The organism is Kitasatospora albolonga, from assembly GCF_039535905.1.
Lineage (GTDB): Bacteria > Actinomycetota > Actinomycetes > Streptomycetales > Streptomycetaceae > Kitasatospora > Kitasatospora albolonga.
Map to the genome: position 1 here is coordinate 15,123 of NZ_BAAAYB010000146.1, position 25,567 is coordinate 40,689.

General features: G+C 71.5%; 18 protein-coding genes and 2 pseudogenes. 4 read left to right on the forward strand and 16 right to left on the reverse strand.

What is annotated here, in order from left to right; all coding sequences use genetic code 11:
* Positions 1-9: 9 nt before the first annotated feature.
* Both ABD946_RS36065 and ABD946_RS36070 read right to left on the reverse strand, forming a co-directional pair.
* Positions 10-507: an LPXTG cell wall anchor domain-containing protein gene (locus ABD946_RS36065; RefSeq protein ID WP_345289916.1), complete on the reverse strand. Its 498-nt coding sequence runs from the start codon at positions 505-507 to the stop codon at positions 10-12.
* Positions 504-1,844, reverse strand: a complete 1,341-nt coding sequence (locus ABD946_RS36070) for a hypothetical protein (protein ID WP_345289917.1) — start codon at positions 1,842-1,844, stop codon at positions 504-506. The genes ABD946_RS36065 and ABD946_RS36070 overlap by 4 nt, the downstream gene beginning before the upstream one ends.
* 712 nt (positions 1,845-2,556) lie before the next feature.
* Here ABD946_RS36070 and ABD946_RS36075 point away from each other — a divergent pair.
* Together ABD946_RS36075 and ABD946_RS36080 are read left to right on the forward strand one after the other, a co-directional pair.
* Entirely contained in the window at positions 2,557-3,687 is a 1,131-nt protein-coding gene (locus ABD946_RS36075) for a C40 family peptidase (RefSeq protein WP_345289918.1), read from the forward strand.
* Positions 3,688-4,171: 484 nt separating this feature from the next.
* Positions 4,172-4,759: pseudogene (locus ABD946_RS36080) on the forward strand (PP2C family protein-serine/threonine phosphatase); the annotation flags it as partial.
* Here the strand turns inward: ABD946_RS36080 and ABD946_RS36085 are convergent.
* From ABD946_RS36085 to ABD946_RS36150, 14 genes and pseudogenes are all read right to left on the reverse strand, one after another.
* Positions 4,700-6,217, reverse strand: a complete 1,518-nt coding sequence (locus ABD946_RS36085) for a glycosyltransferase family 87 protein (protein ID WP_345289919.1) — start codon at positions 6,215-6,217, stop codon at positions 4,700-4,702. The pseudogene ABD946_RS36080 and the gene ABD946_RS36085 overlap by 60 nt on opposite strands.
* A gap of 103 nt (positions 6,218-6,320) precedes the next feature.
* Positions 6,321-6,998: a UDP-N-acetylglucosamine 2-epimerase gene (locus ABD946_RS36090; RefSeq protein ID WP_345289920.1), complete on the reverse strand. Its 678-nt coding sequence runs from the start codon at positions 6,996-6,998 to the stop codon at positions 6,321-6,323.
* Between the two features lie 55 nt (positions 6,999-7,053).
* Positions 7,054-7,416 (reverse strand): annotated as a pseudogene (locus ABD946_RS36095) (UDP-N-acetylglucosamine 2-epimerase); the annotation flags it as partial.
* 158 nt (positions 7,417-7,574) lie between these two features.
* A complete protein-coding gene (locus tag ABD946_RS36100) occupies positions 7,575-10,049 on the reverse strand; it encodes an SdrD B-like domain-containing protein (RefSeq protein WP_345289922.1) in 2,475 nt (824 codons plus the stop codon).
* A gap of 52 nt (positions 10,050-10,101) precedes the next feature.
* Complete coding sequence (locus tag ABD946_RS36105; RefSeq protein ID WP_345289923.1) at positions 10,102-10,479, reverse strand: hypothetical protein; 378 nt, start codon at positions 10,477-10,479, stop codon at positions 10,102-10,104.
* 483 nt (positions 10,480-10,962) lie between these two features.
* Positions 10,963-12,327 (reverse strand): XrtP-associated glycosyltransferase, encoded by a 1,365-nt coding sequence (locus ABD946_RS36110; RefSeq protein WP_345289924.1) that lies wholly within the window; start codon positions 12,325-12,327, stop codon positions 10,963-10,965.
* Positions 12,327-12,932 carry an exosortase/archaeosortase family protein gene (locus ABD946_RS36115; protein WP_345289925.1) on the reverse strand — a complete coding sequence of 202 codons (606 nt, stop codon included), beginning with the start codon at positions 12,930-12,932 and terminating at the stop codon, positions 12,327-12,329. Before ABD946_RS36115 ends, ABD946_RS36110 begins: the two co-directional genes overlap by 1 nt.
* 104 nt (positions 12,933-13,036) lie before the next feature.
* Positions 13,037-16,144: a hypothetical protein gene (locus ABD946_RS36120; protein WP_345289927.1), complete on the reverse strand. Its 3,108-nt coding sequence runs from the start codon at positions 16,142-16,144 to the stop codon at positions 13,037-13,039.
* A 307-nt stretch (positions 16,145-16,451) separates the two neighbouring features.
* Positions 16,452-17,198 (reverse strand): hypothetical protein, encoded by a 747-nt coding sequence (locus tag ABD946_RS36125; RefSeq protein ID WP_345289928.1) that lies wholly within the window; start codon positions 17,196-17,198, stop codon positions 16,452-16,454.
* A 37-nt stretch (positions 17,199-17,235) separates the two neighbouring features.
* Positions 17,236-18,531, reverse strand: a complete 1,296-nt coding sequence (locus ABD946_RS36130) for a right-handed parallel beta-helix repeat-containing protein (protein ID WP_345289929.1) — start codon at positions 18,529-18,531, stop codon at positions 17,236-17,238.
* Positions 18,532-18,664: 133 nt separating this feature from the next.
* Positions 18,665-19,585, reverse strand: a complete 921-nt coding sequence (locus tag ABD946_RS36135) for a Dyp-type peroxidase (protein WP_345289930.1) — start codon at positions 19,583-19,585, stop codon at positions 18,665-18,667.
* Between the two features lie 252 nt (positions 19,586-19,837).
* On the reverse strand, positions 19,838-19,996 hold the full coding sequence (locus ABD946_RS36140; RefSeq protein ID WP_345289932.1) for a hypothetical protein: 159 nt from the start codon (positions 19,994-19,996) through the stop codon (positions 19,838-19,840).
* 266 nt (positions 19,997-20,262) lie between these two features.
* Complete coding sequence (locus tag ABD946_RS36145; RefSeq protein WP_345289933.1) at positions 20,263-20,733, reverse strand: SsgA family sporulation/cell division regulator; 471 nt, start codon at positions 20,731-20,733, stop codon at positions 20,263-20,265.
* Positions 20,734-20,833: 100 nt separating this feature from the next.
* Complete coding sequence (locus ABD946_RS36150) at positions 20,834-21,577, reverse strand: hypothetical protein (protein WP_345289934.1); 744 nt, start codon at positions 21,575-21,577, stop codon at positions 20,834-20,836.
* Between the two features lie 302 nt (positions 21,578-21,879).
* Here ABD946_RS36150 and ABD946_RS36155 point away from each other — a divergent pair, with 302 nt between their 5' ends.
* A complete protein-coding gene (locus ABD946_RS36155) occupies positions 21,880-22,272 on the forward strand; it encodes a LuxR C-terminal-related transcriptional regulator (RefSeq protein ID WP_345289935.1) in 393 nt (130 codons plus the stop codon).
* Between the two features lie 141 nt (positions 22,273-22,413).
* Complete coding sequence (locus tag ABD946_RS36160; protein WP_345289937.1) at positions 22,414-22,695, forward strand: acyl carrier protein; 282 nt, start codon at positions 22,414-22,416, stop codon at positions 22,693-22,695.
* Positions 22,696-25,567: the final 2,872 nt, after the last annotated feature.

Sequence of the window (25,567 nt, forward strand, 5' to 3'; positions counted from 1 at the left end):
TGGGACGGCTCATGTCCGGGGCCGCCGACGACGGGCGACCGTCACCAATCCCGCACCGGCGAGGAGCGCGACCGAGGCGGCGACCGGCAGTCCGGTCGGCAGGTGGCTGCCGGTGTCGGGGAGCGGTTGCGGACCGGGGGTGGGGGTTGGCGGGGGCGGGGGCGTCGGCCTGACGGTGGGTTCCGGGCTCGGGCTCGGGCTCGGGCTCGGGCTCGGCGGGAGCGTGACGGGCAGCGGGCCACCGTCCGGGCCGGTGGTGGCCGGCCGGTTGGAGTTGTTGGCCGGGTCGGGGTCGGGGGTGTCCGAGGTGGCGGTCGCGATGTTGTCCACCGCCACGCCCGTGCCCCGGAACTGCTCCGCCAGCCGCACCGTCAGCTCGAACCGGACCGTCTCACCGGCCGGAAGGGGCCCCGGGGGGCGGCAGGTGACGGTCCGACCGACGGCGCCGCACCCGTCCGGCGCGGAGACCAGGACGAGCGGGGCGGGGAGCGGATCCGTGACGGTCACGCCGCGCGCGTCGGAGGGCCGTGGTTGCGCACTCCGACCCGGTAGGTGAACACGTCGCCGGGCGAGACCGCCTGCCGTCCGGAGCCGAGGACGGCCCGTTTGGTGGTCTCCAGATCGGCGCTGCCGCCCAGCGTGGCGGCGTTCCAACTGGCGCTGTCGTTGGTGGAGTTGCGGTCCTCCGGGCTGCTGACGACGGCGCTGCCGCCCGCGAGCGGGGCGTTGGGCGGGGCGGACGGGGCGACGTCGACCGGGAAGTCCACCGCGAACGGACCGTCAGCGGCCCGGCGAAGGCCCGGGGCGACGGTGCAGCGCATCCGGCGGCCGCCCTGCTCGGCCTCGCAGCCGGGAGGGAGCCCGCTGTCCGGCACCCTGGTCCGCTCCGGCATCGTCACCGTGACGGCGGCGGGCTGCCGCCGGGTGGACGGGCCGAGGTTGCTGACGGTGAGCCGGGCGGTGCTGCGCCGGCCGGGCTGGACGGCTGTGGCGGAGGCGACGGTGACGGCGTGGTCCGCGGTCGGTGGCCCCGGCCGGACGGAGCCGTCGAGGTTCGGCAGGCCGGTCAGCGCGGCGGTGTCGTTGGCGGGCACCGGGTCCGCGGTGGCCGAGCTCACGGTGGCCCGGTTGACCACGTCCGCACCGTCGCCCCGGTAGTCCGGATCGAGCCGCACCGTGAGGGCGTAGGTCTTGGGGGTGTCCTGCGCCAGGCGGTCCGCGACCGGGCAGGACAGCTCGGCGCCGTAGGCGTCGGCCGGCCGGTGCAGCCGTCGGCGGAGGAGACGAGGCCAGGGCGGGCGGCAGGCGGTCGGCCACCACCACCCTGGGCCGCCTCGGAGGGGCCGTGGTTGACCACCGTGAGCAGGTAGTCGAAGGTCTCGCCGGGACCGGCCGGCCCGGTCGCCGCGTGCTTCTTGGTGATCGCCAGGTCCGCCGTCGGCCCGGTGACGGATCCGCCCGGCAGCCCGGCACCCGGCCGGGGCCCGGTGTTGTTGGCCGGGCGCGGGTCGGGGGTGCCGGCGGCCACGCTCCCCTGGTTGGCGATCTCCTCCCCGGTCCCGGAGTACGCCGGGTCCAGCCCGGACCAGGATGACCCACGAGGCGGTGGTGCCCGGCACCACCAGGGGTCGCGGGCCACAGGTGACCTTCTGCCCGCGGGCGGCACAGCCGTCCTCGGAGGAGACGAACAGCAGTGGCCGGGGGAGGTTGTCCGTCACCACCACGTCGCGGGCCGCCGAGGGGCCGTGGTTGACCACCGTGATGGTGTAGCGGAAGGTCTCCCCCGGGGCGACGCGGTGCGGTCGGCGGCCTGCCCCAGGACTGCAACCGGGCCTGCGGCACACCGTCCGGGAGGTGACCCCCGGCGTCCGGGACGGGCGAAGGAGCGGGGCACTGCGAGGAGCTGACGGAGAGTCCGGGCTCCGGTGGGCCGTCCCCGGGCGGTACCGCCCGGGTCACCGTCACCTCCCGGCCCGGCGGGAGGTCCCCCTGCCAGACCGGCTCGCCGGGCCCGGACCGGACCGCGAGCCCGGAGCGCGGGGCGGCACCGCCGTTCGCCAGGGAGAGGAGCAGCGGACCGTCCGGCTCCGACGTCCGGCTCCGACGGCTCGTCAGCCCGTCGGCCCCGTCCGTACAGCCGCCCTCCCCCGCGACGGCCGGCCCGCCCGTCGCGGTGCCGAGCACGGCCAGGGCCAGCAAGGCGGGCAGGAAGCGGCGGGCCCGCCTCGTCCGCGCGCGGCGCCGAGCCGTCCTCGGCACCTCCGGTTCCGTCACGTGTCTTCTCCAGCCGACAGGTCCCTCGCAACGCTCGGTCAGTACCCGGTCAAATACGGTGATATGACTATTCATCGGGCCGTCACCGGAGTGGGTGCATTCCCGGACCCCGACGGCCCATCCCTCCGGGGCGGCCGCCGCCGGTGCCGCCGGGGCCCGTTCGGCCGTGCCCGGGTCACCCGGTCGAGGGAGGCCCAGAGCGCTGCTCCCCCGCCGGTCCACCGCGCTCTGTCTCCTTGGGACGGGTGAACTCCCCTTCGACGAACGGTCCGCGCGGCGGCCGTGCCGCGCGTCTGGCCGCGGCCGTGGTCCTCGGCACCGTGGCCGCCTTCTGCTGCGGCACCGCCCACGCCCGCCCGCTCCCGGACCCCCACGCCGTCCGCCTCCGCCGTCCGCCCCACCGAGGAATTCGTCCCGGCCCTCGGTCCGCTCGGCCCCGACGGCCAGCCCGCCGAAGTGGCCGCCCCCGGCCCGGCACCGTCCGTCGAGACCCTGAGCGACTGGGTGGCCACGGCTCAGGGCATCGAGCTGGCCGAGGGCCGGCTCCCCGCCCTGCGGGCCGAGTCCGAGCGCCTCGCCCGCACCGCCACCGCCAGCGAGGCACTGGCGGACGCCGGCCGGATCCGGCAGGAGATGCTGGGTGACCTGCTGAGCGCGCTGGCCCGGGCCCAGTACACCGGCGGAGGGCTGACCAGGCTGGCCACCTTCCTCAACTCCACGCCCGCCCAGAGCCTGGAGCGCTGGCGGGACGACCAGCTCGGCGCCGCCGCCCTGGCCCACCGCTACCGGGAGGCCGAGGAGGTGTACCAGGCCCGTGCCCAGGAGGCCGGCCTCGCCCGGGCGGCGGCCACCACCGGAGCCGCCGAGGTCGACAAGGCCGGGGCCCTGCGCGACGAATTGACCAGCCGTCAGGGGCGGCTGCGCTCCGACCTCGCCGACCGCTTCGGCGACGGCAGCTGGAAGCCCGGCCCGTACGACGCCGCCGCGCTCCCGGACGAGCGGCCGGACGCCACCGCCCAGCAGGCGGTCGCCTACGCACTGAGCAAGATCGGCAGCCCGTACGTCTGGGGGGCGGTCGGGCCGGGCGAGTTCGACTGCTCCGGCCTGACCTCACAGGCCTGGGCCGCCGCCGGGACCACGATCCCGCGCACCAGCCAGGAGCAGTGGGCCCACCTCCCCCGGGTGCCCGAGCACACCCCGCTGCGGCCGGGCGACCTGGTGATCTACTTCGCGGACGCCACCCACGTCGGCCTCTACGTCGGCGACGGTCTGGTGGTCCACGCACCCCGGCCCGGGACGGTCGTCCGCCTCACCTCGCTGCACCGGATGCCGGTGGCCGGGGTGGTGCGCCCAGCCTCGACGCCGGACGGGCAGCCGGCCGGCCGGCCCGTCGCGGAGCCGGTCCTCGGCTGACGGTCACTCCACGAGCGCTTCCGGCTCGCGCGGGCGCGCGCCGACGTGAGACCAATGGCTCATGTCCCTCACGCGCCTGGCCCGAGCAGCGGCACCTCTCCGGCTGCCGCTGCTCGTCCTGGCCGTCATCGCGGGGACGGACGTCCTCACGGGTCGGGACACGGTCTTCTACCCGTTCCTGATCCTCTGCCCCGCGCTCGCCGCGCTCACCGCGACGCCCCGTGGCGTGGTGGTGGTCGGCGCCGTCTGCCTGCCCGTGCGCCTGATCCTCTACCGGTACGACCACCCCAACGAGCTGATCACCTCGACGGTCTTCGTGGTCAACACGGTGGTGTTCCTGGTGGCGATCGCCCTGTGTGCCTACCAGGCGCAGGTGCGCCTGCGCCGCGAGACCACGCTGGCCCACGTGACCTCGGTCGCGCTCGCCGCCCAGGAGGTCCTGCTGCCGACGCTGCCGGGCACGGTCGGCTCGGTGCGCATCGGGATGCGGTACTTCGCGGCGGCGGCCGAGGCCAGGATCGGCGGCGACCTGTACGCCGCCGTGGACACCCCGTTCGGCACCCGGATCCTGATCGGTGACGTCTGCGGCAAGGGGCTCGGGGCGGTGCGGACCGCTTCGATCGTGCTGAACGCCTTCCGCGAGGCGGCGGTGGACCACGCTCAGCTGGAGACGGTGGCCGACCGGGTCGACGTGAACGTCACCCGCTTCGGCGAGGGCGGCGAGTTCGTCACCGCCCTGCTGGTCGAGGTCCACGACGACCACCTGGTCCTGCTGCACCGCGGGCACGTGGCGCCGATCGTGGTCGGGCCCACAGGGGTGCGCGACCTGGAGCCGCCCGAGCCCGGCACACCACTCGGGCTCGGTCTGCCGGGCGACGACGGGAAGGCCTGGTCAGTGCCCTTCCGGCCGGGCGAGGTCCTGGTCCTGGTCACCGACGGCGTCCTGGAGGCGCGCAACGCCGAGGGCGAGTTCTATCCGCTGCACGACCGGCTCGCGGTGCTCCTCACCCCGTCACCACCCGAGCTTGCGTGGGGGACGGCGGACCTGGAGCGGGCGGTCGACCGCATCGGCGCCGACCTGCTCGGGCACGCGCACGGGAAGGCCCGGGACGACGACGCCGTCGTCATGCTGGTGACCCGCGGCGGCCGGGACTGACGGGCGGCGGCGGGCGGCGCCGAGCACGAAGACGTCCGGGGCCCGGTCGAGCACGCCGCCCGAGGGGTCGTCCGCGCCGTCGCGGCGGACCGGGTCGAGCTCGGGGCGCAGCACGTCGCGGACCACCATCACGCACAGGTAGAGCGTGCCGAGCAGGTGGACGCAGATCGCGGCCTGGTACCAGTCCTGGTCGATGCCCCACACCTTGGAGTCGATGGCCCGGGCCAGGTAGGACCAGATGCCGAGGAAGTAGAGCACCTCGCAGGCCTGCCAGATCAGGAAGTCCCGCCGGCGCGGGCGGGCCAGCGCGGCGAGCGGGATCAGCCAGAGCACGTACTGCGGCGAGTAGACCTTGTTGGTCAGGACGAACGCGGCCACGATCAGGAACGCCAGCTGGGCGAAGCGCGGGCGGCGCCGGGCGGAGAGCGCCAGCCGGCAGATCCCCAGGCAGGCGGCGATCAGCAGGCCGGCGACCCAGGTGTTGAGGCTCTCCAGCTGGGCGTTCCGCTCCTGCATCAGGATCAGCCAGAACGAACCGAAGTCCTCCTTGCGGGCCTGGCTGAAGGTGTAGAAGGTGGCCCAGCCCTCGGAACTCGCGTACATCACTGGGAAGTTGACGAACAACCAGCCGACCGCCGCACCGGCCAGCGCCTGCCGGAAGTCACGCCACTTTCCGGCCCGCCAGCAGAGCAGCAGCAGCGGGCCGAGCAGCAGGAAGGGGTAGAGCTTGGCCGCGGTGGCCAGACCGATGAACACCCCGGCTGCTCCCGGCCGTTCGGCGGACCAGTACGCCATCGCGACGGCGGCCAGCGCCACCGCCAGCAGGTCCCAGTTGATGGTGAGGTTGAGCGCCAGCGCCGGGGCCAGGGCGAACAGCAGGGCGTCCCGGCGGCCGCGGTGGGCCCGGAGCAGGGCCACCACGGTCACCACCGCACAGGCCGTCAGCATCCCGGCGTTGACCAGCCAGAACCACTGCTCCCGGGCCCTGGTCTCCCCGGTGACCGGTGTCAGCCAGGCCGCCACCTGCATGAACAGGCCGGTCAGCACCGGGTACTCCAGGAACTGCATGTTCGGCGTGGGGTTCGGCAGACGGTCCAGGTACGGGTGGAGGCCCGCCGCCAGCCCCCGCCAGCTGTACAGGTGCGGGATGTCGCTGTAGCAGGCGTGGGTGTACTGGTCCGCCGCGCCGAAGAACCAGTCCCGCCGGTAGCAGGGCAGCTTCTGCAGGATGCCGAGCAGGCAGGTTCCGAGCACCAGCAGGACCGGCAGCCGTGCCGGGGCCCAGGGGCGGACGGCCGCCGGCGGGGGCGGGTCGGTCGGGGAGTCGGAGCGGGAGGGCAGCCCGGACGTGTCGATCCGGTCACTCTGTGTCATGACCCCATGGTGCTCCACTCCCCCACCCGCCCCGGGCCCAGGCCGACGGCTCCACGGCCGCTACCACCCCGATGGACCACTGGGGGTGCGGCCCGGGCACACCTCAGTGCAGGTAGTCGGCCGCCAGGGCCGCGATGCGGGCCGAGGCGCGTCCGTCGCCGTACGGGCTCGGGACGGAGGCCAGCCGGGCCGGCAGTCCGGTGTCGCCGATGAGGGCGTGGGCGAGGCGGGAGATCTCCGGGCCGGGCGCGACCAGGTGGGCGAAGCCGGCGGTGATGGACTCCGGGCGCTCGGTGGAGTTGCGGACCACGATGAGCGGCTTCTTCAGCACGGTCGTCTCCTCCTGGAGGCCGCCGGAGTCGGAGATGAGCAGCCGCGCGGAGCTCGCCAGCGCCAGGTAGGTGCGGTGGTCGAGCGGACCGGTCGGGCTGAGGCGGTCGAAGTCCGCCTGGAGGCCGTGGCGGGCGGCGGCGGCCCGGGTCCGCGGATGCGCCGCGAAGAGCACCGGGAGCGGGAGCTTGGCGAACTGGGTGAGGATCGCCGAGAGCCGTCCGGCGTCGTCGGTGTTCTCCGGCCGGTGGATGGTGGCCAGCACGAACCGGCCGTGGTCCAGGCCGTACCGGGCCAGCAGCTCGGCACGCTGGGCGGCCCCGGGGACGGCGGACCAGGTGGCCTCGACGATGGTGTTGCCGGTCACCACCACGCGGGTCGGGTCCACGCCCTCGTTGAGGAGGTTCTCCCGGTCCTGCCGGGTGGGCGCGCAGTGCCAGTCGGCCAGCACCCCCCACCATCATCCGGTTGATCTCCTCGGGCATCGCACGGTCCCGCGAGCGCAGGCCCGCTTCGACGTGGATCACCGGGATGCCCGCGTACTGCGCGGCCTGCGCTGCGGCGGCCGCGGTGTTGGTGTCGCCCTGGACGATCACCGCCGCGGCGGGCCGGCGGTCGAAGTGCTCGCCGAGGCCGTCGATGATCCGGGAGAACTGCCGGGACCTCGACTGGCCGCCGACGCCTTCCAGCTCGACTTCCGGAGCGGCCAGGCCGTTCAGGAAGGAGCCGGACATGTCGTGGTCGTAGTGCTGACCGGTGTTGACGAGGTACCCCTGCGCACCCAGGAGCTCGACGATGTGGGAGACCTTGACGATCTCGGGCCGGGTACCGACGACCACGGCGACACGCGGAGAGCAGATGGCGGCCATGGACGGCCTTCCTTTCGGGCGGGAGGTGAGGGAGGGTCCGGTGCACGGGCGGGACCGGACCGCGGCCGCGGACGGAGCTTTCGTTCGGCTCCGTCCGCGGCCGCGTGGCACTTCCCCGGGCCGGGGTCGTCCCGGCCCGGGCGGGGTCGGGCCGGGGCTCAGCCCTGGCTGTCGTTCCCCTTGGTGACGAGGGAGCCGAACTGCTCCGGGCCCACCGCGCTACCGAACGCGGGGGTGCGGAACTCCACCGTCGCGTTGGCCGGGAGCTTGCCGCCGTCCTGCGTGGAGCGCGAGAGCGGCGGGCGGGCGGTGACCGAGCCCTTCGTGGTGAACACCAGCGTGGACTTGTCGACACCGGCCGGGAGACCGGTCCAGCCGTCCGGGGCGATCTCCATGGAGAGCTTGTACTTCGTGTTGGGCTTCACCCAGAAGTCCCACCGACCCTGGGCGTCGGTGTTCTTCACCGCGATCGGCTCGTCCTTGGCGTCGTACAGCACCAGCTCGACGTTGCCCAGCGGGGGCTCCGAGGGCTGCTGGATGCCGTCCTTGTTGGTGTCGAACCAGACCCGGTTGCCGATCTGCAGCGGCAGGATGGCCGGCACCGGGATGTCCCGCGGCTGCAGCAGCGCCAGGTCACCCATGCCGTTGGCCTTGCCGAAGGTGGACGTGCGCCAGGTGAGGATCGGGTACGGCTGGTAGCCCGTGTTCGGCGCCTTGCCGGTCGTGTTGTTGAACCACCGGACACCACCGGTGTAGGCATTGGCGTCGCTGGTGGCCAGGGGGTCGGTGGCCGTGCTCACCACCTTGTCGTTGAAGGAGTCGTACGCCAGACCGCCCTGCGGGATGTGGTTGGTGGTGTAGGCGTAGGAGTCGCTGAAGAAGCCGTCGCTCGGGTTGACGTTCGGCCGACCGAGCCTGTCGTAGTACGGCCTGCGGCTGCCCTCCATCGTCGTGGACGGGTTGTCGACCGTGCCGGGGCACGCCTTGTTCGAGCCGTCGTCCCAGACATAGGAGCCGTTGACCAGGCAGGCCTTGCGCAGGTCACCACCGGTGCCGCCCATGTCGGCGAGCGAGAACGGCGCGTCGACCGGGCCGTAGTCGTTGTTGCCGAGCTGGTCGCCGAACCGGTCACGGAGGGCGATGATCATGTTGCCGGACTTGTCGAACTCGATCTCGGACAGGATCGGCTGCGCGTAGTTGTTCCACGTGCTCTTGCCGAACCAGGTGGCGGTGCCGTCCGGCAGCCACGGGTTCCAGTGGGTCTTGTTGGTCCCGCCCACGCACACCGTGCAGATGTCCGCCCGGTTGTAGTCCAGCGGCTGGCTGAGCACCGGCGTCGGGTCGAACGCCTTGGTCGCCGGGTCGTAGCGGAGCACGACCGCCTTCAGCCCCGCCCGGGAGGCAGGGGTCGCAGCGGCCGTAGTGCCGGAGAAGAGCGACTCCGCCGAGCAGACGCCTCCGACGTAGACCTTGCCGTCGCTCGGGTTGATGCCGACGCCCCAGGGGCGCCAGTCGTTGGCGTCGGTGCACTGGTTGGGGATCGCGACGTTGGAGCTCGGGGTGGCCGGGGCCGGCTGCGGAGCCGGGCTCTTGGCCACTGTGGCACCGGAGACGTCGAGCGTGAAGAGCTCCTTGGTGTTGAGGTTGACCCCGTACATCGTCTTCTCGTCCGGGGTGAGCTCCAGGGCGCCGAGGCCCTCCTTGCTCGTCTTGTTCCAGACCGCGAGCGAGTCGCGGTAGAACGGGTAGTTCGCGTCCCCGGCCTTCGGGAACCGGTGCGTGGTGCTCCCCGCGTTCGGCACGGTGGCGATCTGCGCCGACTTCTTGGTCACCGGGTCGGTGGCGTAGATCGCACCGGAGCCGCCCGGCCCGTAGAAGGTCGAGCGCCGCAGGAACGCACCCGTCATGTAGAGCTTCTTGGTGTCGCTCCACACCACGCCCCAGGTGGCACCGATCTCGGGCATCGTGGCGATCACGTTGGGCGAGGCCTCGATGCCGGTCGCGTCGGGGGCCCAGGTGATCAGCGCCGGCATGTCGCTGGTGGCCACACCGGGTGTGGGCTTCACCGTCGATCCGAGGTAGATCGGTGCGGCGAGCTGCGTGGGCGCCTTCGGCTTCGGGTTCGGCGCGACGGCGTCCGGCTGGACCACCCCGATGGTCAGGGAGGCGTTCTTGCCGCCGGAGACGTCGACGAACTCGACCGAGGAGGAGAGCGGCGTACCGGTCTGGTCGCCGTCGGGCAACTCGTCGGGCACCGGCGTCTTCCGGGGCCCGTAGGCGGGGGCGTACCACCACGGTGCGGCCGGCTCCAGCATCTCCACGCGGTACTTGCCGGTGGTCAGCGTGGCCATCGTGGCGGCGGTGAAGGTCGCCACGCCGTTGGCGTCGGTGGTGCCGGTGACCTTGGTGTTGGTGTCGTCCGTGACCGTGATGGTCTGGCCGGCCACGCCGGGCTTGCCGGCCCGGAAGGTACCGCTGGAGTCGGTGTCGTGGATCACCGTGACGGTGATGGTGCCGTCGCCCGCGGCGGCGACGGCGGTGGTGACGGGGACCAACAGGCCGCCGGTGGTGGCCAGGATGGCGGCCAGGGTTCCGGCCCGCACGCGGCCGGTGGCCCTACGGGTGTTGCTCACTGCGTCGGTCTCCTCACGTCTGCTCGGTGTCTCGGGCTGTCGTCGGTGGTGTTCACGCCGCCTGCCTCGCCGGGAGCCAGGCGGTGGACCCCTTGGAGCGCCGCCACAGGACGAAGCCGGTGCCGAGGCCGACGACGGCGAGCGAGCCGGTGAAGGTCGCCACCGGGCCGTCCCCGAGCAGCGGGAAGGCCGGCGAGGGGTAGATGCCGATGTCGTACCGGTGGTCGTTGCGGCCGGGGCCACCGGTCTGGATGGGGACGTTGCCGTTCTGGTCCGCGTTGCTGTCCACCGAGATCCCGGCGATGCCGGGGCCGGTGGTCTCCGCGCGGAGCTGCGAAGCGGCAGCGGCCATCACGTAGTTGAGGGTGGTGGGTTCGAGGGCTTCCGCCCGGTACCGGTCTGACGCGACGTCATCGACCGGACGGAACATGGCGGGTGAGAGTGTCTCGACCGCCTGGTGCAGGACGGCAGGCGCGGTCACCAGCACGGCTGCGGCCCCGACAATGGGCCAGCAGATCACCGTGAAGCCGGTCACCGCGCGCCGCCACCGAGGGGATCTCGATCGGTACGCAGCAAAACGCACGATATGTCCTCCGAGTCTCGCGTGGACTTGTGTCACCAGAAAGCCGTCGGTCGTCCACTGGCGGACGAAGCGACCGGCGCACAGGGGCATTCGACACCCGCAAGTGCCCCCACCGGGCTCGCGCGCGCCCACTGCACGCGGAGATTCACCGGTATGCCGCAACACTCCGGAGTGACGCAAATCAGCCGAGAATATTGCCATTGGGCCATCGGGGAAATCTGCTGGTCAGCGCATTGGCGCACGGGAAACCGAGCGCAAAAAAAGCCCCCGTCCGTGCGGACGGGGGCGTTCGTACAACCGGGGGATCTGCTTTCGCGTCCGGCCCGGGCCTCAGGCTTCTTTCGCGATCGGGCCGTCGAAGGAGATCTCGGCGTTGCGCCGGGTCTTCGACCATCCGCTGCGGCCGGTGAGAATGCGCATCATCGCTTTCCACGAGGTCACGTAGAACTTGTAGGTGTACAGGACGTACGCCATTCCCCAGCCGGCGGCGCGCCACCAGCCGCTCTGCCGTTCGTTCGCCGCGACGTAGAGGAACGCCCAGACCGCGAACTGCCCCGCCCCGACCACCAGGTAGGCCGCGAACAGGGCCCATCCGCCGTCCATCAGGAAGGACTGCAGCCCGGCCGGGTCGAACAGGGCGGTGATGCCGACGGCCAGCAGCGGCAGCGGGTAGACGAAGGTACCGAGGATCTGCAGCCAGGGCTGGATCAGGTAGTAGGTGAGCTCGGAGACGCCCGCGTTGGTCACGTGGTAGGAGGACCAGGCGTCCGGCATGTAGCGCGAGCACTGCATGTTGCCCTGGCCCCAGCGGGTCCGCTGGGTGATCAGGCGCTTCAGGTCGAACAGGCCCTCCTGCTCGACGTAGGTGTCCCGGGTGTACTCGTTGCGCCACCCCGCCAGCAGGACGTGCAGGCCGAGCTCGAAGTCCTCCAGCAGCGAACCCCGCCAGGGGATGCCGTTGCCCTCGTCGATGTCCCGCAGTGCGGACAGGCGGGTGAACTGGCCGTTCCCGCCCATGCCGACGGTGCCGATCCGCCGGCGCACCAACTGCAGCGCGGCGATGGGCACCCGGAACTCGATGTCCTGCATGCGCAGCAGGGTCCGGGCGAACAGGTTGGCCGCCCGGCCCTTCTCCGGCAGCAGGTGACGCTCGTTCAGGTTCAGGATCCGCACCTCGATCTGCACCGCCCCGACCGTGGGGTCACCGAAGAGGTGAGGCGCGGCGCAGACGTCGAGGCACTCGGGGGCCGGCAGGCCGTCGGCGTCGAACACGCCGACCACCACGCCGTGCGGGTCGGCGTCCGGCGGCAGCCAGGCCTCCAGCGCCCGGTACGCCGCGTTCAGCGCGTCGCCCTTGCCGGTCCGCGCCTCCGGGCGCTTGCGGGACACCAGGTGGACCCGGTCGTCACCGGAGGCGAAGGCCTCGACGATCGCACCGGTCTGGTCGTCCGAGTCGTCGTCGATCACCCAGAGGTGGGCGCCGGGGAACTTGCCGCGCAGGCCGGTGACGGTCTGCCCGATGACGGCCTCCTCGTCCCGGCACGGGATGAGGAAGTGCCACTGGAAGTCCTCCGACCGCCCGGGCGCCTGCGGGCGCCAGCCGCGGTAGGCGCGGATCAGCGTGGCGACGTAGAGGATGAAGATGCCGCACAGGACCAGCGACAGGCTCTGCGCGATGGCGATGAGCAGCTGCATCAGGCCGCGCTCCCGTCGGGCGTGGCGTGCCGCGGGCCGTTCTCCAGCTTGCCGCCGCGGACGCCGTAGCGCAGGAAGGCGCCGAGGGCGGCGACCATCGTGATCATGCTGAGCAGGGAACCGCCGAGCGTGTGCGACCAGAGGTAGCCCTGCTGGCCGTAGTGCACGGTGACCAGGGCGATCAGCACGAGACGGATCAGGTTGCCGACGGCCACGATGGTCGCCGCCAGGAGCAGTCCGCCGAGGACCTCGCGGGCGGTCCGTCGGGCGGAGAGCAGGACGGCGGCCGCCATCAACAGGAAGGGGGGCACCAGCAGGGCCGAGCTGCACGACTGGGTGACGTCCACGCCGACGATCTTCGCGTCGTCGAAGTTGACGAGCAGCGCGGTCTTCACCGCGGCCGTGGTCTCGTCCATGACCTGGGAGTACAGCCAGGCGGCGGCCCTGGCCTCCAGGGCCCGGAGGTACTCATTGAAGATGATCATGCAGGCGCCGGCCACCGACAGGGTGCCGGCCATCGTGACGGAGGCCGGCCACGGGCGGGTGGGCTGCTCGGATTCAGGGCCCGGCGGGAGATGTCCGGCGGGCACCGCGGTCAGGGTCATCGAGGTCCTCGTGAGTCGTACGCGGAACAACGGGTGGCACGGAGAGGCCCGGGGCGGGACCACCGATGCGGTGCTCCCGCCCCGGGCTGGCGGATGGAACGGGGTTAGCCGTCCAGGCCCTTGCGCTTGCGCTTCACGACCACGGTGAGCGTGCCCGCCGCGAGCAGGCTCGCCGCGGCGATCTCCGCCCAGAGCAGGTTCACGCCCGTGTCCGGGAGCGGCGGCTTCGGCGGCTTCGGCGGCTTGCTCGGGGTCGGGCTAGGCGTCACCGGCGGGGTCGGGGTGGGAGTCGGCGTGGGAGTCGGGGTCGGGGTCGGCGTCGGCGTGGGAGTCGGGGTCGGCGTCGGCGTGGGAGTCGGCGTCGGCGTGGGAGTCGGCGTCGGCGTCGGCGTCGGCGTCGGCGTCGGGAGGTTCCGCGCCGGCACCGTGATCGGCACGTCGTTGGAGATGACCGGGAACACCAACTCCCGCGCGTGCAGGCTGAAGTTGTTGGTGTAGATGTCGCTGCCCGCGTTGCCGGTGGGCTTCAGCACCAGCTGCAGGTCGCGCGACTGACCCGCCGCCAGCGTCCGCGGGTCGTTGACCATGACCGCCGTGACGGCCGCGTCGTCGGTCGGGCAACCGGCCTGGCCGAACTCGGTCTTGGCGCACCACTTGGTGGCGCCGCCCGCCTTGTTCGTCGGGTCGGCCGGGTCGGACTTGATGCTTCCGTGCGCCGCGGCGGTGAACTTGAGGGTCACCTGCGGGTCGGCCGGCAGCGCGTTCAGCGACTTGAACGCCAGCGTCCCGGTGAACCTCGTCGCCGGGGTCCGGTTGTCACCGATCCACGGGAGCTCGTCGATGATGTCGAGGCCGGTCAGCGGAAGGGTCTGCGGGTTGTTGTAGGTGAGCTTCCAGACCAGGTCCGAGTCGGTCGGCACGATCGGGGTGTCGGTGGACTTCTTCACCGTGACGCCGGTGCCCGCGACGATGGTCAGCGCACGCTTGGCCTGGCGCAGGTCCTCCGGGCTGAGGTCGTCAGGTGCGGAGACCACGACCTTGTTCTGGTACGTGCCGTCGGCCGCGTTCGCGTCGGTCGCGACCTTGTAGGTGATCGGCGCGATCGTGGAGTTGGCCTTCTGGGCCGGCAGCACCCAGGTGACGGTCGTGGTGCCGTCGGTGTTCTTGACCGCCGACTGCTCCGCCACCGAGGCGGAGCCGGCGACGTAGGCGAAGCCGGCCGGCAGGGTGTCGACGACCGTGAGGTCCTGGTCGTGCGGCACGTCCGCGTTGGACTTCAGCGAGGGGTAGAGCGCGTAGGTGAACGTCTGGCCCTTGAGGACCTGGCGCTGCTGGTCCGGGGTGTTCAGCGCGTCGGAGCCGGGGTCGACGGTCTTCTTGTCGATCCGGGCCAGCACCGGGGTGATCAGCAGGTGGTCCGCCAGCGGGCCGCTGGCGTAGTTCTTCTTCGGGTCGATGACACCGTCGGCCCCCTTCGGGGCGTACGCCGGCCTGGTGTCGTTCTGCCAGCTCCCGCTCAGCGGCTTGAGCGCGGCCGCGTTGCGGACGATGTCGCCCTTCTCCAGGCCCGTGCCGTTGACGGTGAGGAAGGTGTAGAAGTCCCGGGCACCGCCCTTCGGCAGCGTGGTCTTGAAGCGGACCTTGCCGACCGCCGCGACACCGCCCGGCACCTCCTCCGGGGTGGCGAACCACGGCCCGTCGGCGTCGTCGCACGTCCGCTTGAGCTGGGCACCCGCACCGATCGGGTCGAGCTTCTTCCCGAGGGCGGTGGCCGGCACCGAGTTCTTGTAGGCGGCGTACTCGATGACCACGGACGGATCGGCCGGCACGGCGGTGGCGTACTTGCCGGTGGCGTTGATGCCGTTCTCGGCCGGAGCCTTGCTGATCGTCTGGTTGCCGTCGCCGAAGACGTCGCAGGCGATGAAGTTCGGGTTGTCGTCGGTGTCCGTGGAGTTCATGAAGACGTGGGACCGCACGTGGGTCCCGGGGGTGACCAGGGCGTTGTTGTCCTTCTTCTTCGGCGCGGTGCCGGGCGGGCCGCCGGCCACGCTCTCGTACTCCTTGCCGAAGGAGCCGGTGCCGTTGACACCGACGGTCTGCGAGTTGTCCTCCAGCGGCTCGGTGTTGCCGGTGCCGTAGTTGGTCTGGCCGCTGACCGAGGTGGGCGAGAACCCGGTGTACGTGTTGGTCAGCAGCGCACTGCCGCCGCTCGAGGCGGTGAGGGTGTCCAGCTCGGTCTGCGGGACCCAGATCCGCAGGTAGCCCGCGCTGATGACGCCGGAGCTCTTCGGCAGGTCGGTGCCGTCCGCACCCTTGGTCGGGTAGGAGGGCGGGGTGGAGACCGCGTCGGCGATGGTGACGTCGACGTTCTGGCCCGGGGCGCCCTGGACGCAGCTGTAAGTGCCGCTGCCCGCCGTGGTGTTGACCGCCGTGCCCATGCCCGCCACGCCGTACGCCGCGTTCGAGATCGTGGCGTCGTTGGCGCCGCAGGCCGGCTTGGCCGGGTCCCAGGTGTAGAGCCGGGCACCGGTGCTGGCCGACCCGTTCATCAGCTTCGAGATGTCGTCGGTGAACTTCATCGGCGAGACCAGGGTCTCCTGGCCGAGCTTGCTGAAGTCACCGCGCGCCGGGTCGACCGTGCGGGCCTCGACCACGATCGGCATGGTCAGCAGTCGGCCGGCCTCACCGTTCGGGCCGCTGGCGGGCTTGTCGCCGTAGCTGTACTTGCCGTCCTTGACCAGGTTGTACTTGGGCAGCGCGCTGACCGTGGTCTCCGGGGAGGTCGAGCTCGAACCGCCGCCCTCCGCGTTGTCCGCGGTGCCCTGGACCGAGATCTTGACCTTGTCGTTGTTCTTCGCCGTCCCCAGGATCTGCAGGACCAGCGGCACCTGCTCGGTCTGCGAGGTCATGTCGGGCAGCACGCACGTGAGCGTGCTGCCCGAGATCCCCGAACCGGTCCCGGTGCACTTCTGCGGGAGCACGGTCCACTTGGTGTTGGCCGGTGCCTCCACCGTGAACCGGGGCCGGTTGGCCGTGCCGGTCAGCGCCTGGATCTCGACCTGATAGGCGATCGAGTCGTTGGTGCGCACGATGCCGTTCTTCAGGCTGCTGTCGAGACCCGGCCCATCGGAGGCGGTGGGCTCACCGGACCCGTCCTGCACCACGGCGGCGTTCACCCCGATGGAGACCGTTGCGGCGCTGGCCAGTCCCACCGCGGACGAGCTCAACAGGACGAGAAGACCCGTCCCCATGGCGACCCTGCGCGGAGACAGGATTCTCCGGTCAGGTGCAGTCCACCTCTGCATACGTCATTCCCTTTCGCGACACCTTGTCACGGAAAAATGTCACGGCATCTAGGCTTGGAGCCGCGCCTCAAATGGAGCCGAGCAGCTGATATGACATGAAGTCACTGATCACCCACTGCGACCGGCCACATTCGTAACGCGGCTCAATGACGCTCCTCGCTCATTTACTCACCGTGTCGCCCGGCGGCCACCCGGTCAGCCCACGCACCACCGCTCAGGGGCTGGGTGCGGCCGCCGGGGATTCCGATGGAGCCCGTTCCGACAATTGGGCTGAATCGGCGATCTGCTGATTCCCCCAATCGGAGAAATCCAAGCTGAACATCCCATTTTCGATCGGGGCGCGGAATCGGCGGAGCTGCCCGCCGGAGTCCAACCAGAACTCGGGGGACACCGCGGCGGCGGCCAGCTTCTCCTGCCCCTCCGCGCGCTGCCCCGGCCCCCGGAAGACGTCGACCTCCTGCTGTTCCACCCGGTCCTTCCGCAGCCACATCGCCCCTCCGGAGCCCAGCAGAACGGGATTCTCGGGTCGGTCGGAGGGAATCGCGAGCACCGTCCACATGGCCCGCTCGACCACCGATCCGGTGGGATTCAGCGGACGCGTCTTCCATTCGGCATTCCCCTGGAGCGCACCCGCGTCGAGGCTCTTGAACGCCAGCGAACCGGAGTTCCAGACCATCGTGTAATGGCCGACCGAACCGTCCGCCTCCTTGTTGGTCACGGTCGCCTCCGCCACGTGGTTCTTCCAGTCCACCTTTCCGGTCATCGACTGGTAGAGGCCCGAGCCGGACAGCACCGAGGAGAAGTGCGCCCCGCCCGTCAGACCGGCCGTGAACCGGACCGTGGCGAGCCGGTCGAGCTTGGTCGACCCCTCCGCCACGTCGTTCGCCGGGTCCTTCGCGGGGCCGTCGTCACTCCCGGGCCCGCAGCCGGCCGCCGCGAGCACCGCCAGCGACGCCAACACCCTGAGCCACCTGACGCTCCGCCCTGTCCGCACTCCGTCACCGCGCATCGCCGGGCACCGCCTTCGGGTCGGAGGGCAGCGGCGCCGTCGCCGGATCGGCCAACAGCGGCGGATCGCCCACGGCCGGGCCGCCGCTCGCCCCGGGAGCACCGGGCTGCGGGCCGGGCACCGGGACGTCGTGGAAGGAGACTCCGGGTGGCACGGTCCCCGTTCCCGTGGGCGCCGTCCCGCCGGCCGCCGCCGGGCAGGGGCCGGACAGCAAACCCTCGGGCGTGGCGCTCGTCGCGGCGTTGCCCGCGAAGCAGTTCCCGCTCGCTCCGGCGTCCGGCTTGCCGGTGAAGGCGATGTCAACTCCGTTGCCGCTCAGGGAGTTTCCGGTGGCCTTGTTGTCGATCGGCTTGAAGCCGTTGGCGGTCGAGACGATGATGCCCGCCGTCGGATTGCCGGTCACCAGGTTGTTGACCACCACGTTGGCGACCCCGCCACCGATGCCCAGGCCGATGCCGAAGCCGCCTTCGGCCTGCTCGGGCGAGAGGCCGTCGGCGTTGTCCGTCACCACGTTGCCCGCGAACACCGCCCCGTGCTGGGGAGCCAGGGCCTCCAGGGTGTCGGACCCCATGCTCACCCCGACCCGGTTGCCGGAGAACCGGTTGCCGACCACCTGCAGCCCGGCCGAGGCGTTGGTGAACTCGGCGCCGATGGCGTTGTGTTCGGCCAGGTTCCCGCGCAGCAGCGTGTCGCACGGGTCGCACTGGCCCACGTAGAAACCCGAGTCGGCATGGCCGGAGGCGTAGGAGTGCTCGATCAGACCGGCCCGGGTGTCGAAGGCGTAGATGCCGTACAGGCCGTTGTTGTGCACCGTCACGTACGAGGCCCGGAATCCGCGCATCGCCGGGAACCGGGTGGTGTCCATCGCCTGGTACTCGCCACTGCTACCGCCCCGTCCCTGGAAGTTGGGGTCGGTCACGCCGGTGAACAGCAGGCCGTTGAAGAGGTTGTTGCGGATCGTCAGGTTCTCCACCACGGAGCCCGCGCCGGTCACCACGACCCCGTCCCCGCGCTTGAACTCGCCGTCGATCACCACCGAGTTGCGGTCGGTGCCGCGCAGGACGATCCGTTCACGGCTGACCCGGACGCTCTCCCGGTAGACCCCCGGCGAGACCAGGACCTGGTCGTCCGGCCGGGCCCGGTCGACCGCCTGCTGGATCGTGGGCGCGTCCTCGGGCACCCGGATGACGGCCGGTGGCGGCGGGGGCGACTGCCCGCCGTCGGAGGAACAACCGGCGGCCCCGCCAAGGGAGATGACGGCGGCACCGGCGAGCAGGCCGGACATCCAGCGCCGCCTTCGGCGCCGATGAACAATCATGACTGTGTCGGACATGTCGCCAGATATACCAGCACGGCGTGACCGGACCCTCACGCACCGTCAGCCGCTCGGCCCCTTGCCATGGGCGGGCCTCACCGCCTCAGCGGCCGAACAGCCCTTCTCCCGAGCCCGGGGGCACGTAGAGGACGGCCGAGGCCCGGTGCTCGACGAACGGGGTCAGCGCGTCCCGCTCGGCCATGCGCTCCTGCACCCGGACGAACAGGGCCGGGTCCTTCATGTAGGCGCAGAACAGCAGACCCTGGTCGTCCGGCCCGTCCGCGTAGTTGTATCCCCGGCGCAGCATGCGCGCCCCGCCGTCGAGGCGCGGGTTGGCGATCCGGATGTGCGCGGTGGCCGGGATGAGGTAGCGCCCCTCCGGGGTCTTGGCGTGGAAGTCCGGCTCGTCGTGCTCCCGGCTGCCGCCGAGCGGCCGCCCGTCCTCCCGCTGCCGGCCGATCACCGCCTCCTGCCGCTCCAGCGGCAGTTGGGCGAAGGCCTCCACGGACATGACGATGCGTCGGTAGACCAGGTAGGTCCCGCCGGCCTGCGGCCCGTCCTCCAGCCAGATCCACCGGTCGCCCGAGGGGCCGGGGTTGGCCGTGCCGTCCTTGAAGGCGAACAGGTTCCGGGGGGTCTCCCCGGTCGGTGTCGGCGGCAGGTACCCGGCTTGCCGCCACCGGGCACTCAGCAGGCCGACGGCCTGATGGTCCATCAGGCCGGCTGCCTTGCCGATGACTTCGCGGTCCGCTCCGCTGACCTGGAGCAGGACGTCCGCCCCGCTCCGGCCGGGATCCAGGCGGTCGCCGGGCAGTGGAGGCAGGTCCCGGAACCCCTCCGGAACGTTCAGCGGGACCCGCTGCGACAGGCCCGGACCGACCCCGAGGACGGTGACGACCGAGGCCCTGCGAGCCGTGTCGTTCCAGGCTCCGACGAGCGCTTCCAGGGCCTTCGCCGCCCGTTCGCCGGCGGCGCCGGTCAGGTCGTAGGCGAGCAGCAGCACGTGCGGCAACGGCGGCGCCACGAGCCCGGGCTGACGCACCGTCGGCCGGGACTCCGGCGGCGGGACCGGGCCCCCCGCCGGGCGGGGTACGGACCGGCCGGCGTACCAGGCCGTCGTGCCGACGGCCAGGGCGGCTGCTCCCCCCAGGAGGGCGCGCCGGGGAGTGCTGGATCGGTTCGGCTGAATCGGATGCACGGCGGTGATTGAACCCGTCGGGGTGGCGCCCACGCGAGCCCGGAACCACGCGGAAGGTCCGAAACTCCCCCGATGTCACTACGGCTTCCACCCGCACGGGTGAGCCGGCACTGCTCCATCCGCGTGCGGCGCTACGGCAGCCCCGCCCAGCCGCCGCCAGTCCCGGACGATCAGCACGACGGCCACCAGGGCGGCAAGGGTAGCGGCGGCGAAGCCGACCTGCATCAGGATCCTCATCGGGCACCTCTCCGGGCCGCCGTCAGCACGTGCCGCGGCATTGGGTGCCGCCCCGGGCCAGGATGTGCACCGGCTCCCGGGGCGGCTCGGTGGCGATCCTCACACGATCCACACATCCGGGGGAACAGCCGTGGACCCATCGGTGTCCGAAACAGGACCAAAGTCCCGGTGCACCCCCGCCGACCTGCGGGTTCCTCGACCCGATGCCCCGCCGGACCCCCGCCGGACGGCGGGTACGACAGGGCCGGCCGGTGACGCCCCGTCAGTCACGGCCGGGCCCCGGGCGGCCGCCGGAGGTCCGAGGGCAGTCGGTCGACGCCGAGGTGGCGGTGCTCGGATCCGGTGGGAACGAGGCGCTCCGCAGCTGCCAGGAAGTCCTCGACGTCGGCCACCGGGGCCAGCAGCAGTGCGCTGCTCTCGACTCCGCAGAGCACCATCACGAGGTGCTCGGGGTCCCCGACGCCGGGAGGGAAGATCCTGACGTCCCCGATGCCGGCACGCTCCCGCAGGCCGGTGACCAGCAACTCGCGGGCGAAGGTCCAGCGCACCACCGCCGCCCCCGGGGCGGCCTCGCAGTCGAGGTGCACCGCGTACGGGTCCGCCGCCAGATAGCACAGCTGTGCCGCCAGGGTCACCGGCTCGCCCGACGGCGCCACCAGGGTCAGCACGGTCGGCCGGGCACAGCGGCCCCGGCCACGCCGCCGACCGAGCAGCCGGCGGCCCGGCTGGCTGCTCACCCCGCCTCCCCGTCACGGGCGGGCGACGCTCCCCCGGCGGTGCCGGTGGCCCGTCCGACCGCCACCACGACGGTCGGCCCGGCCACCCCGGCCACCCCGGTCATGCTTCCCGTGCCGCTTCCAGCGACGCCAGCACGACGCCCTGCTGCTGCGGGACCGCCAGTCCGGTCATCCGGATCGCCCGCAGCGTCTGCCCGCTCACGCACATCCGGCAGAGCCCGACCACCGGGTACCCGCCGCCGACCAGGACCCCGGTGGACGCCTCGTCGCCGTAGACCGGGCGCAGGCAGCCCGGGCAGGCCACCGCCTCCTCACGCTCCCAGAGCCCGGGCGGCACGTCGGTGTCGAGCGCGGCGATGATCGGCTCCATCGCGACGCCCGCCTCGGCCCACAGCGAGAGCGGCAGCTCGGCCCGTCGGATGACCTCGAACCCCCCCGCCTCCTCCGGCCCGTCGGGCCGGAGCGCGACCAGGATCCCCAGGCCCGACGGGGCCGGGTCGGGGAAGAACGCGACCGGTCCCGGGACGTCCTCGGGCTGCGCCAGCGCGTACTGGGCGCCGTCCCGGAAGGCCGCCGCGAGCTCGCGCAGGATCCGGCCGTCGGCGTCGTTGCGGAGCCTCAACTGCCAGATGCCGACGTCCCCTTCGGCCTCGGCCGGCGAGGCGGTCAGCAGCAGCCCGTTGCCGGCCGCGCGCACGTCGAGGTGCATCAGCCCGCGCGCCGCGTGCACGCCGCTGCCGAACCACTCCGTCGCGCTGGTGCGCTCGGCCGCCTGCCGCCTGCGCTCCCTGCTCTCCCTGGCCTTGCTCACCTTGCTGTCCCTGCGGGGCTTGGACACCGTCATGCTCGTCCTCGGGTCTCTCGCGGGAGCCCGTCCGGCGGGCCGCTCCCGCCCGGACCCGCCGCCGTCCTGGCGGGCTCAACGCGTGCGCCCACCGCAGGACACGTCCGGATACTCCGCTCGGAGCCATGCCCGGGGGCGCGGACTGTAGCAGCGCACCCCGTTCTCCGCCGGGAATTCGACGGAAATTCGGAAGCCACGCCGAAAACATCCCTTCCGCCCGGGCTTGCCGTCATTCGGCCGGGAGAATCAAACACGAGGACCACGGAGAACCATGCATATGATCCGAACCTTCAGGAGTTCAGGTGGACTGCACCGAGCACCCCTTTTCCCAGCCGTCCGGACCCTCGTCGGTCCACCTCCGCCTGGTCGAGGAGATCCGCGCCAGACTCACCCTCCTCGAGGAATCCCTGGCGCACCTCCAGCGGCCCGCCGAGCGCCCCGAGGTCACCGTGCCCGCCCAGGGAAGCCGTACCCCTGACCATTGCTTCGCGCAGGTCGGACCGGCTCAGGGAAGGCTGACGGCGCGCGAGGAGCAGGTCCTGGAGCTGCTCCTGCTGGGCCGGACGAACCGCCGGATCGCCACCGCGCTCGGCATTTCCGAGAACACCGTCAAGAATCACTGCCACGCGATCTTCTTGAAGTTCTCGGTGGGCGACCGGTCCGAACTCCTGGTCAAGATCCTGGGGAGCACCTGACCGCCGCGCCCCGGCGGTACCGGCCGATACGACCAGTACCGTCCTACTACCACCGGACTACCGTGACGGGGATGGTTCGACGGTGAATGTGGTGCAGCATGGTGAACACCGTTTCCGACCAGAACCATCACGGAGAACAGCATGCCCGCCGGCACCGAGGAAACCATTCACCCGGCCGTCGCCACCATCGTGGCCGGGGTGGCCGAAGTCCCCCTGGCGGAGGTGACCCCGGACAGCACCCTGCGCGAGGACCTCGAACTCGACTCGCTCGCCATGGTCGAGCTCCTGGCCGTCGTCAACGAGCGCCTCTCCGCGTCGATCCCGCAGGACGAAGCCTCCTCGCTCGTCACCGTCCGGGACCTGGCCGAGCGGGTCACGGCCGCGGCGGGTCCGCACCCCGTGCAGAGCGGTTCCCTCGCATGAGGGTGGCGCGCCCCGGGGTGGTGATCACCGGTCTGGGGAGCGTGACCCCTCTCGGAGCGACCACCGCACGGCTGTGGGACCGGCTGCTCACCGGCGCTTCGGGGGTCCGGGCGCTGCACGAGCCGTGGGCGGCCGGGCTGCCGGTGTCGTCTTATCGCGCGGGCAGGTACCGCCGTTAGCTGGCGCGTCGCGCGCGCCGCACGTCGGATGTCCGGTAGTCCGGTGAGGGCCGCCTCTAGTGCCGTTGACCGCTCGCGCCAAGCGTCAGCCCTGCGGGTCGACGTCGGCCGCGCCTGGAGCCTGTGCCTGAGCGCGATTTTCGTAAATCGTGTCCGAGTCCGGCCGCCGGACGCTGCTCCGCCCCGTATATGAGGTGGGCGGATGCGATCGTCGGCTGCGGCCCTGGGGTCACAGTGCGACGATAGCTGCGAGCATGAGCCGTACTGAACGGCCTGCGGCGGATAGGGGCCGGTCGATGCGGGTCTGCCCCCTTGAGGTTTCTGGTTCTTTTTATTGATACGCGATCGCCGATGTTCGGGGCTGGCAACAGGGGCGCGGGCATTCGCCCTAGGGATGGCGGGAGCTCTTCGCCGTCGGGGCGCCGAGGCCAGGGGCTGGTCGGGGTAGCACATCTCAGGTGAGGCGCACTGGCGGTGGGCGAGGCGTCCGGCGGCCGAGCCGTAGCTGCTCGGACTAGGAGGCCATCCGCTGCCTGGGCGGTCTGGGCCATTGTCGCAAGTGACTGCAGGGCCGTGGGCTCTGACACGCCGCTCCTTGCGCCGCGATGAATCGTCCCTCTTCGTCCGCCTGTGCAACGACGAAGGCCCGCCGGACTCGCCTTGCTCCGTTCCGTATCGCGCTTAATTGAGCCCGGGACGGCTTCGATTGCTTTGCGTCCTGGCGCGCGGGCTGGCGGGCATCGTGCGTGCCTGGAGGACTGCGCGAGTTGTCGGCCGGCCCTCATCGCGCGCAGAGCGAGGCCGGGCGCGTCTTCTGCTGAGGTGCATCGTTTCGAGCGGGCGTCTCTGTCGGGGCAACAGTGGCTCAACATTGTCCCATCAGGGTCCCTGCCGCTCGCGCGACCGGCTCCGGGCTGGGCTGGGTAGGTGCGATGAGGGCTGGGTCCTCTGCTCGACAAAACGGCAGCCCCTGCTGGATGCCCACCCAGTAGCGCTCGACGCTCGATTGGGCTTAAACGCTATCCAGCCACCTCGACGGAGGCGACTAAGGAAGTATCTCACACTGGCGAGGGGCTTACGAGTGCCGAGTGTGCCCTATTCGGCGTGCATGCCGTTCACGTCTGAGGCTGGCGGGCGCCACGCAGGCCGGCCCGGATTGCCGTGAGGGCGCTTCACTTCAAGCGGGCTGTAGGCCCTCGGTCCACAAGTCTGCTTGGCGGGGCCGGGAGCGTCGAGTATCCGTCTATCTTACACCTGCACTGTCGGCTTCCCGATCTTTTTCGACCGGGTATCTCGTTCACGCCGGTGGGGCTAACACGCAGCTTGTCGAAGGCGTCGCTACGAACTCGGGGGCTTGGTGCGGTCCTTTCATGGAGGACTCCCGTAGGCAGAATAAGGGGCGACACAAGCCCGCGGGCGAGGCATGCACGTCGACGGTCCGCTGTGCCGCTCTCATAAATCAACTCCCTGCTGGCTTCGCGGCCATCAACGTGGTCGTCGCACTGCTCCGGCATCCGTACACGGGTGGCGTGGTAGAGTCGACTTGGCGTCTCTCATTGTTAGCGTGGGCCGTCGGGGCGCTTGCTATGTCTCGTCATCGCGTCTCTCTTTCCCGGTGTGCGGCTTGCCTGTCGTGCGGTCGTGTGCCCTTTCTGTTGCGCGGACTGCGTGGCGAAACCCGCCCGCTCGTGCGCGGGGCGCACTAACTCTACTGGCTGGGGGCTAGATGCGACGCGGCCACCGCTGCCCGATGACACTCCCCTGGCCGGTCTGCCCGTCTCCGACTCTTCGCTGCTCCGGTCAGCTGCTCGTGGTCGCAGGGACGGATCCTCGAGTACCTATCGGAACGTCCTGCTTTCCAACTGCGCGCACTGGCGCGCAGTGAACCGAAGTGCGGCACGGTGTTCCGCGTCTCTGAGGAGGTCAGACACACGCCTCCGGCCGTCGTAGGTTGCTGCTGATGGGTAGCACAGCCCGGCGCGAAGCTCGACCCGCCATATCGGCCTGCGCGGAGTCATCACGGCAGCGAGGCGGACCGACTCCAAGCGCTAGCTAGTCTGGACGCCCCTTTTGCGAGGGTGCTGGCAGGGGAGGCGCGGAGCGGCGGCATCTACGGGAACACCGGTGCTCGGCGTCGGCACGTCGTGCTGGGCTGCCATCAGGGCTTCGCGGTCGATTAGAGTTCAACTTCTCGACCTGGCTTGCGCGGACTCGCCTGCTTCCGGAGGTAGGGTGACGGCCTGGCTCCAATCGGTTCCTGCCGTCAGGACGGTACGTGTTCTGCACGTACGGCGACTGAGACCGAGCGGCATCCGCTCTTCGGCCGAGTTGGCCGGACTCGCAGTGCATCACCCACAGTTCGGCGCTGGCTGCGGCCGACGGATAGCTTGGATGCTCTTCGACGCACCCCCTGTCATTGTCTGCTCCCCTGGTCGCCATCTGGCGGTCCGCCGCAGGTCGCTAATCGTGATCGTTGGCCGTCCAGCCGTACCTCGCTTCGCCGGTGGGGCACTCTGACGGCGCGTGCTAGTGACACCACGAGCTGTGCGTAGGCGCGAGCACCCACCAGCAAGGTGCTCGAGAGTATTTGCCGACGGCGCGAGCGCCGTGGTCCCACCACCTCGTGCTCACATCCCGTAACCGTTCGGACAGCGGTCGTGTCGCGCGATGCTGTACGGGCTGCCGGTGTTCAT

What these genes read in the sequence shown, in the direction of transcription:
- ABD946_RS36160 (WP_345289937.1), top strand. Translation starts at nt 22,414, where the DNA reads ATGCCCGCCGGCACCGAGGAAACCATTCACCCGGCCGTCGCCACCATC.
- ABD946_RS36105 (WP_345289923.1), bottom strand. Translation starts at nt 10,479, where the DNA reads ATGTTCCGTCCGGTCGATGACGTCGCGTCAGACCGGTACCGGGCGGAA.
- ABD946_RS36150 (WP_345289934.1), bottom strand. Translation starts at nt 21,577, where the DNA reads ATGACGGTGTCCAAGCCCCGCAGGGACAGCAAGGTGAGCAAGGCCAGG.
- ABD946_RS36140 (WP_345289932.1), bottom strand. Translation starts at nt 19,996, where the DNA reads ATGAGGATCCTGATGCAGGTCGGCTTCGCCGCCGCTACCCTTGCCGCC.
- ABD946_RS36115 (WP_345289925.1), bottom strand. Translation starts at nt 12,932, where the DNA reads ATGACCCTGACCGCGGTGCCCGCCGGACATCTCCCGCCGGGCCCTGAA.
- ABD946_RS36085 (WP_345289919.1), bottom strand. Translation starts at nt 6,217, where the DNA reads ATGACACAGAGTGACCGGATCGACACGTCCGGGCTGCCCTCCCGCTCC.
- ABD946_RS36110 (WP_345289924.1), bottom strand. Translation starts at nt 12,327, where the DNA reads ATGCAGCTGCTCATCGCCATCGCGCAGAGCCTGTCGCTGGTCCTGTGC.
- ABD946_RS36130 (WP_345289929.1), bottom strand. Translation starts at nt 18,531, where the DNA reads ATGTCCGGCCTGCTCGCCGGTGCCGCCGTCATCTCCCTTGGCGGGGCC.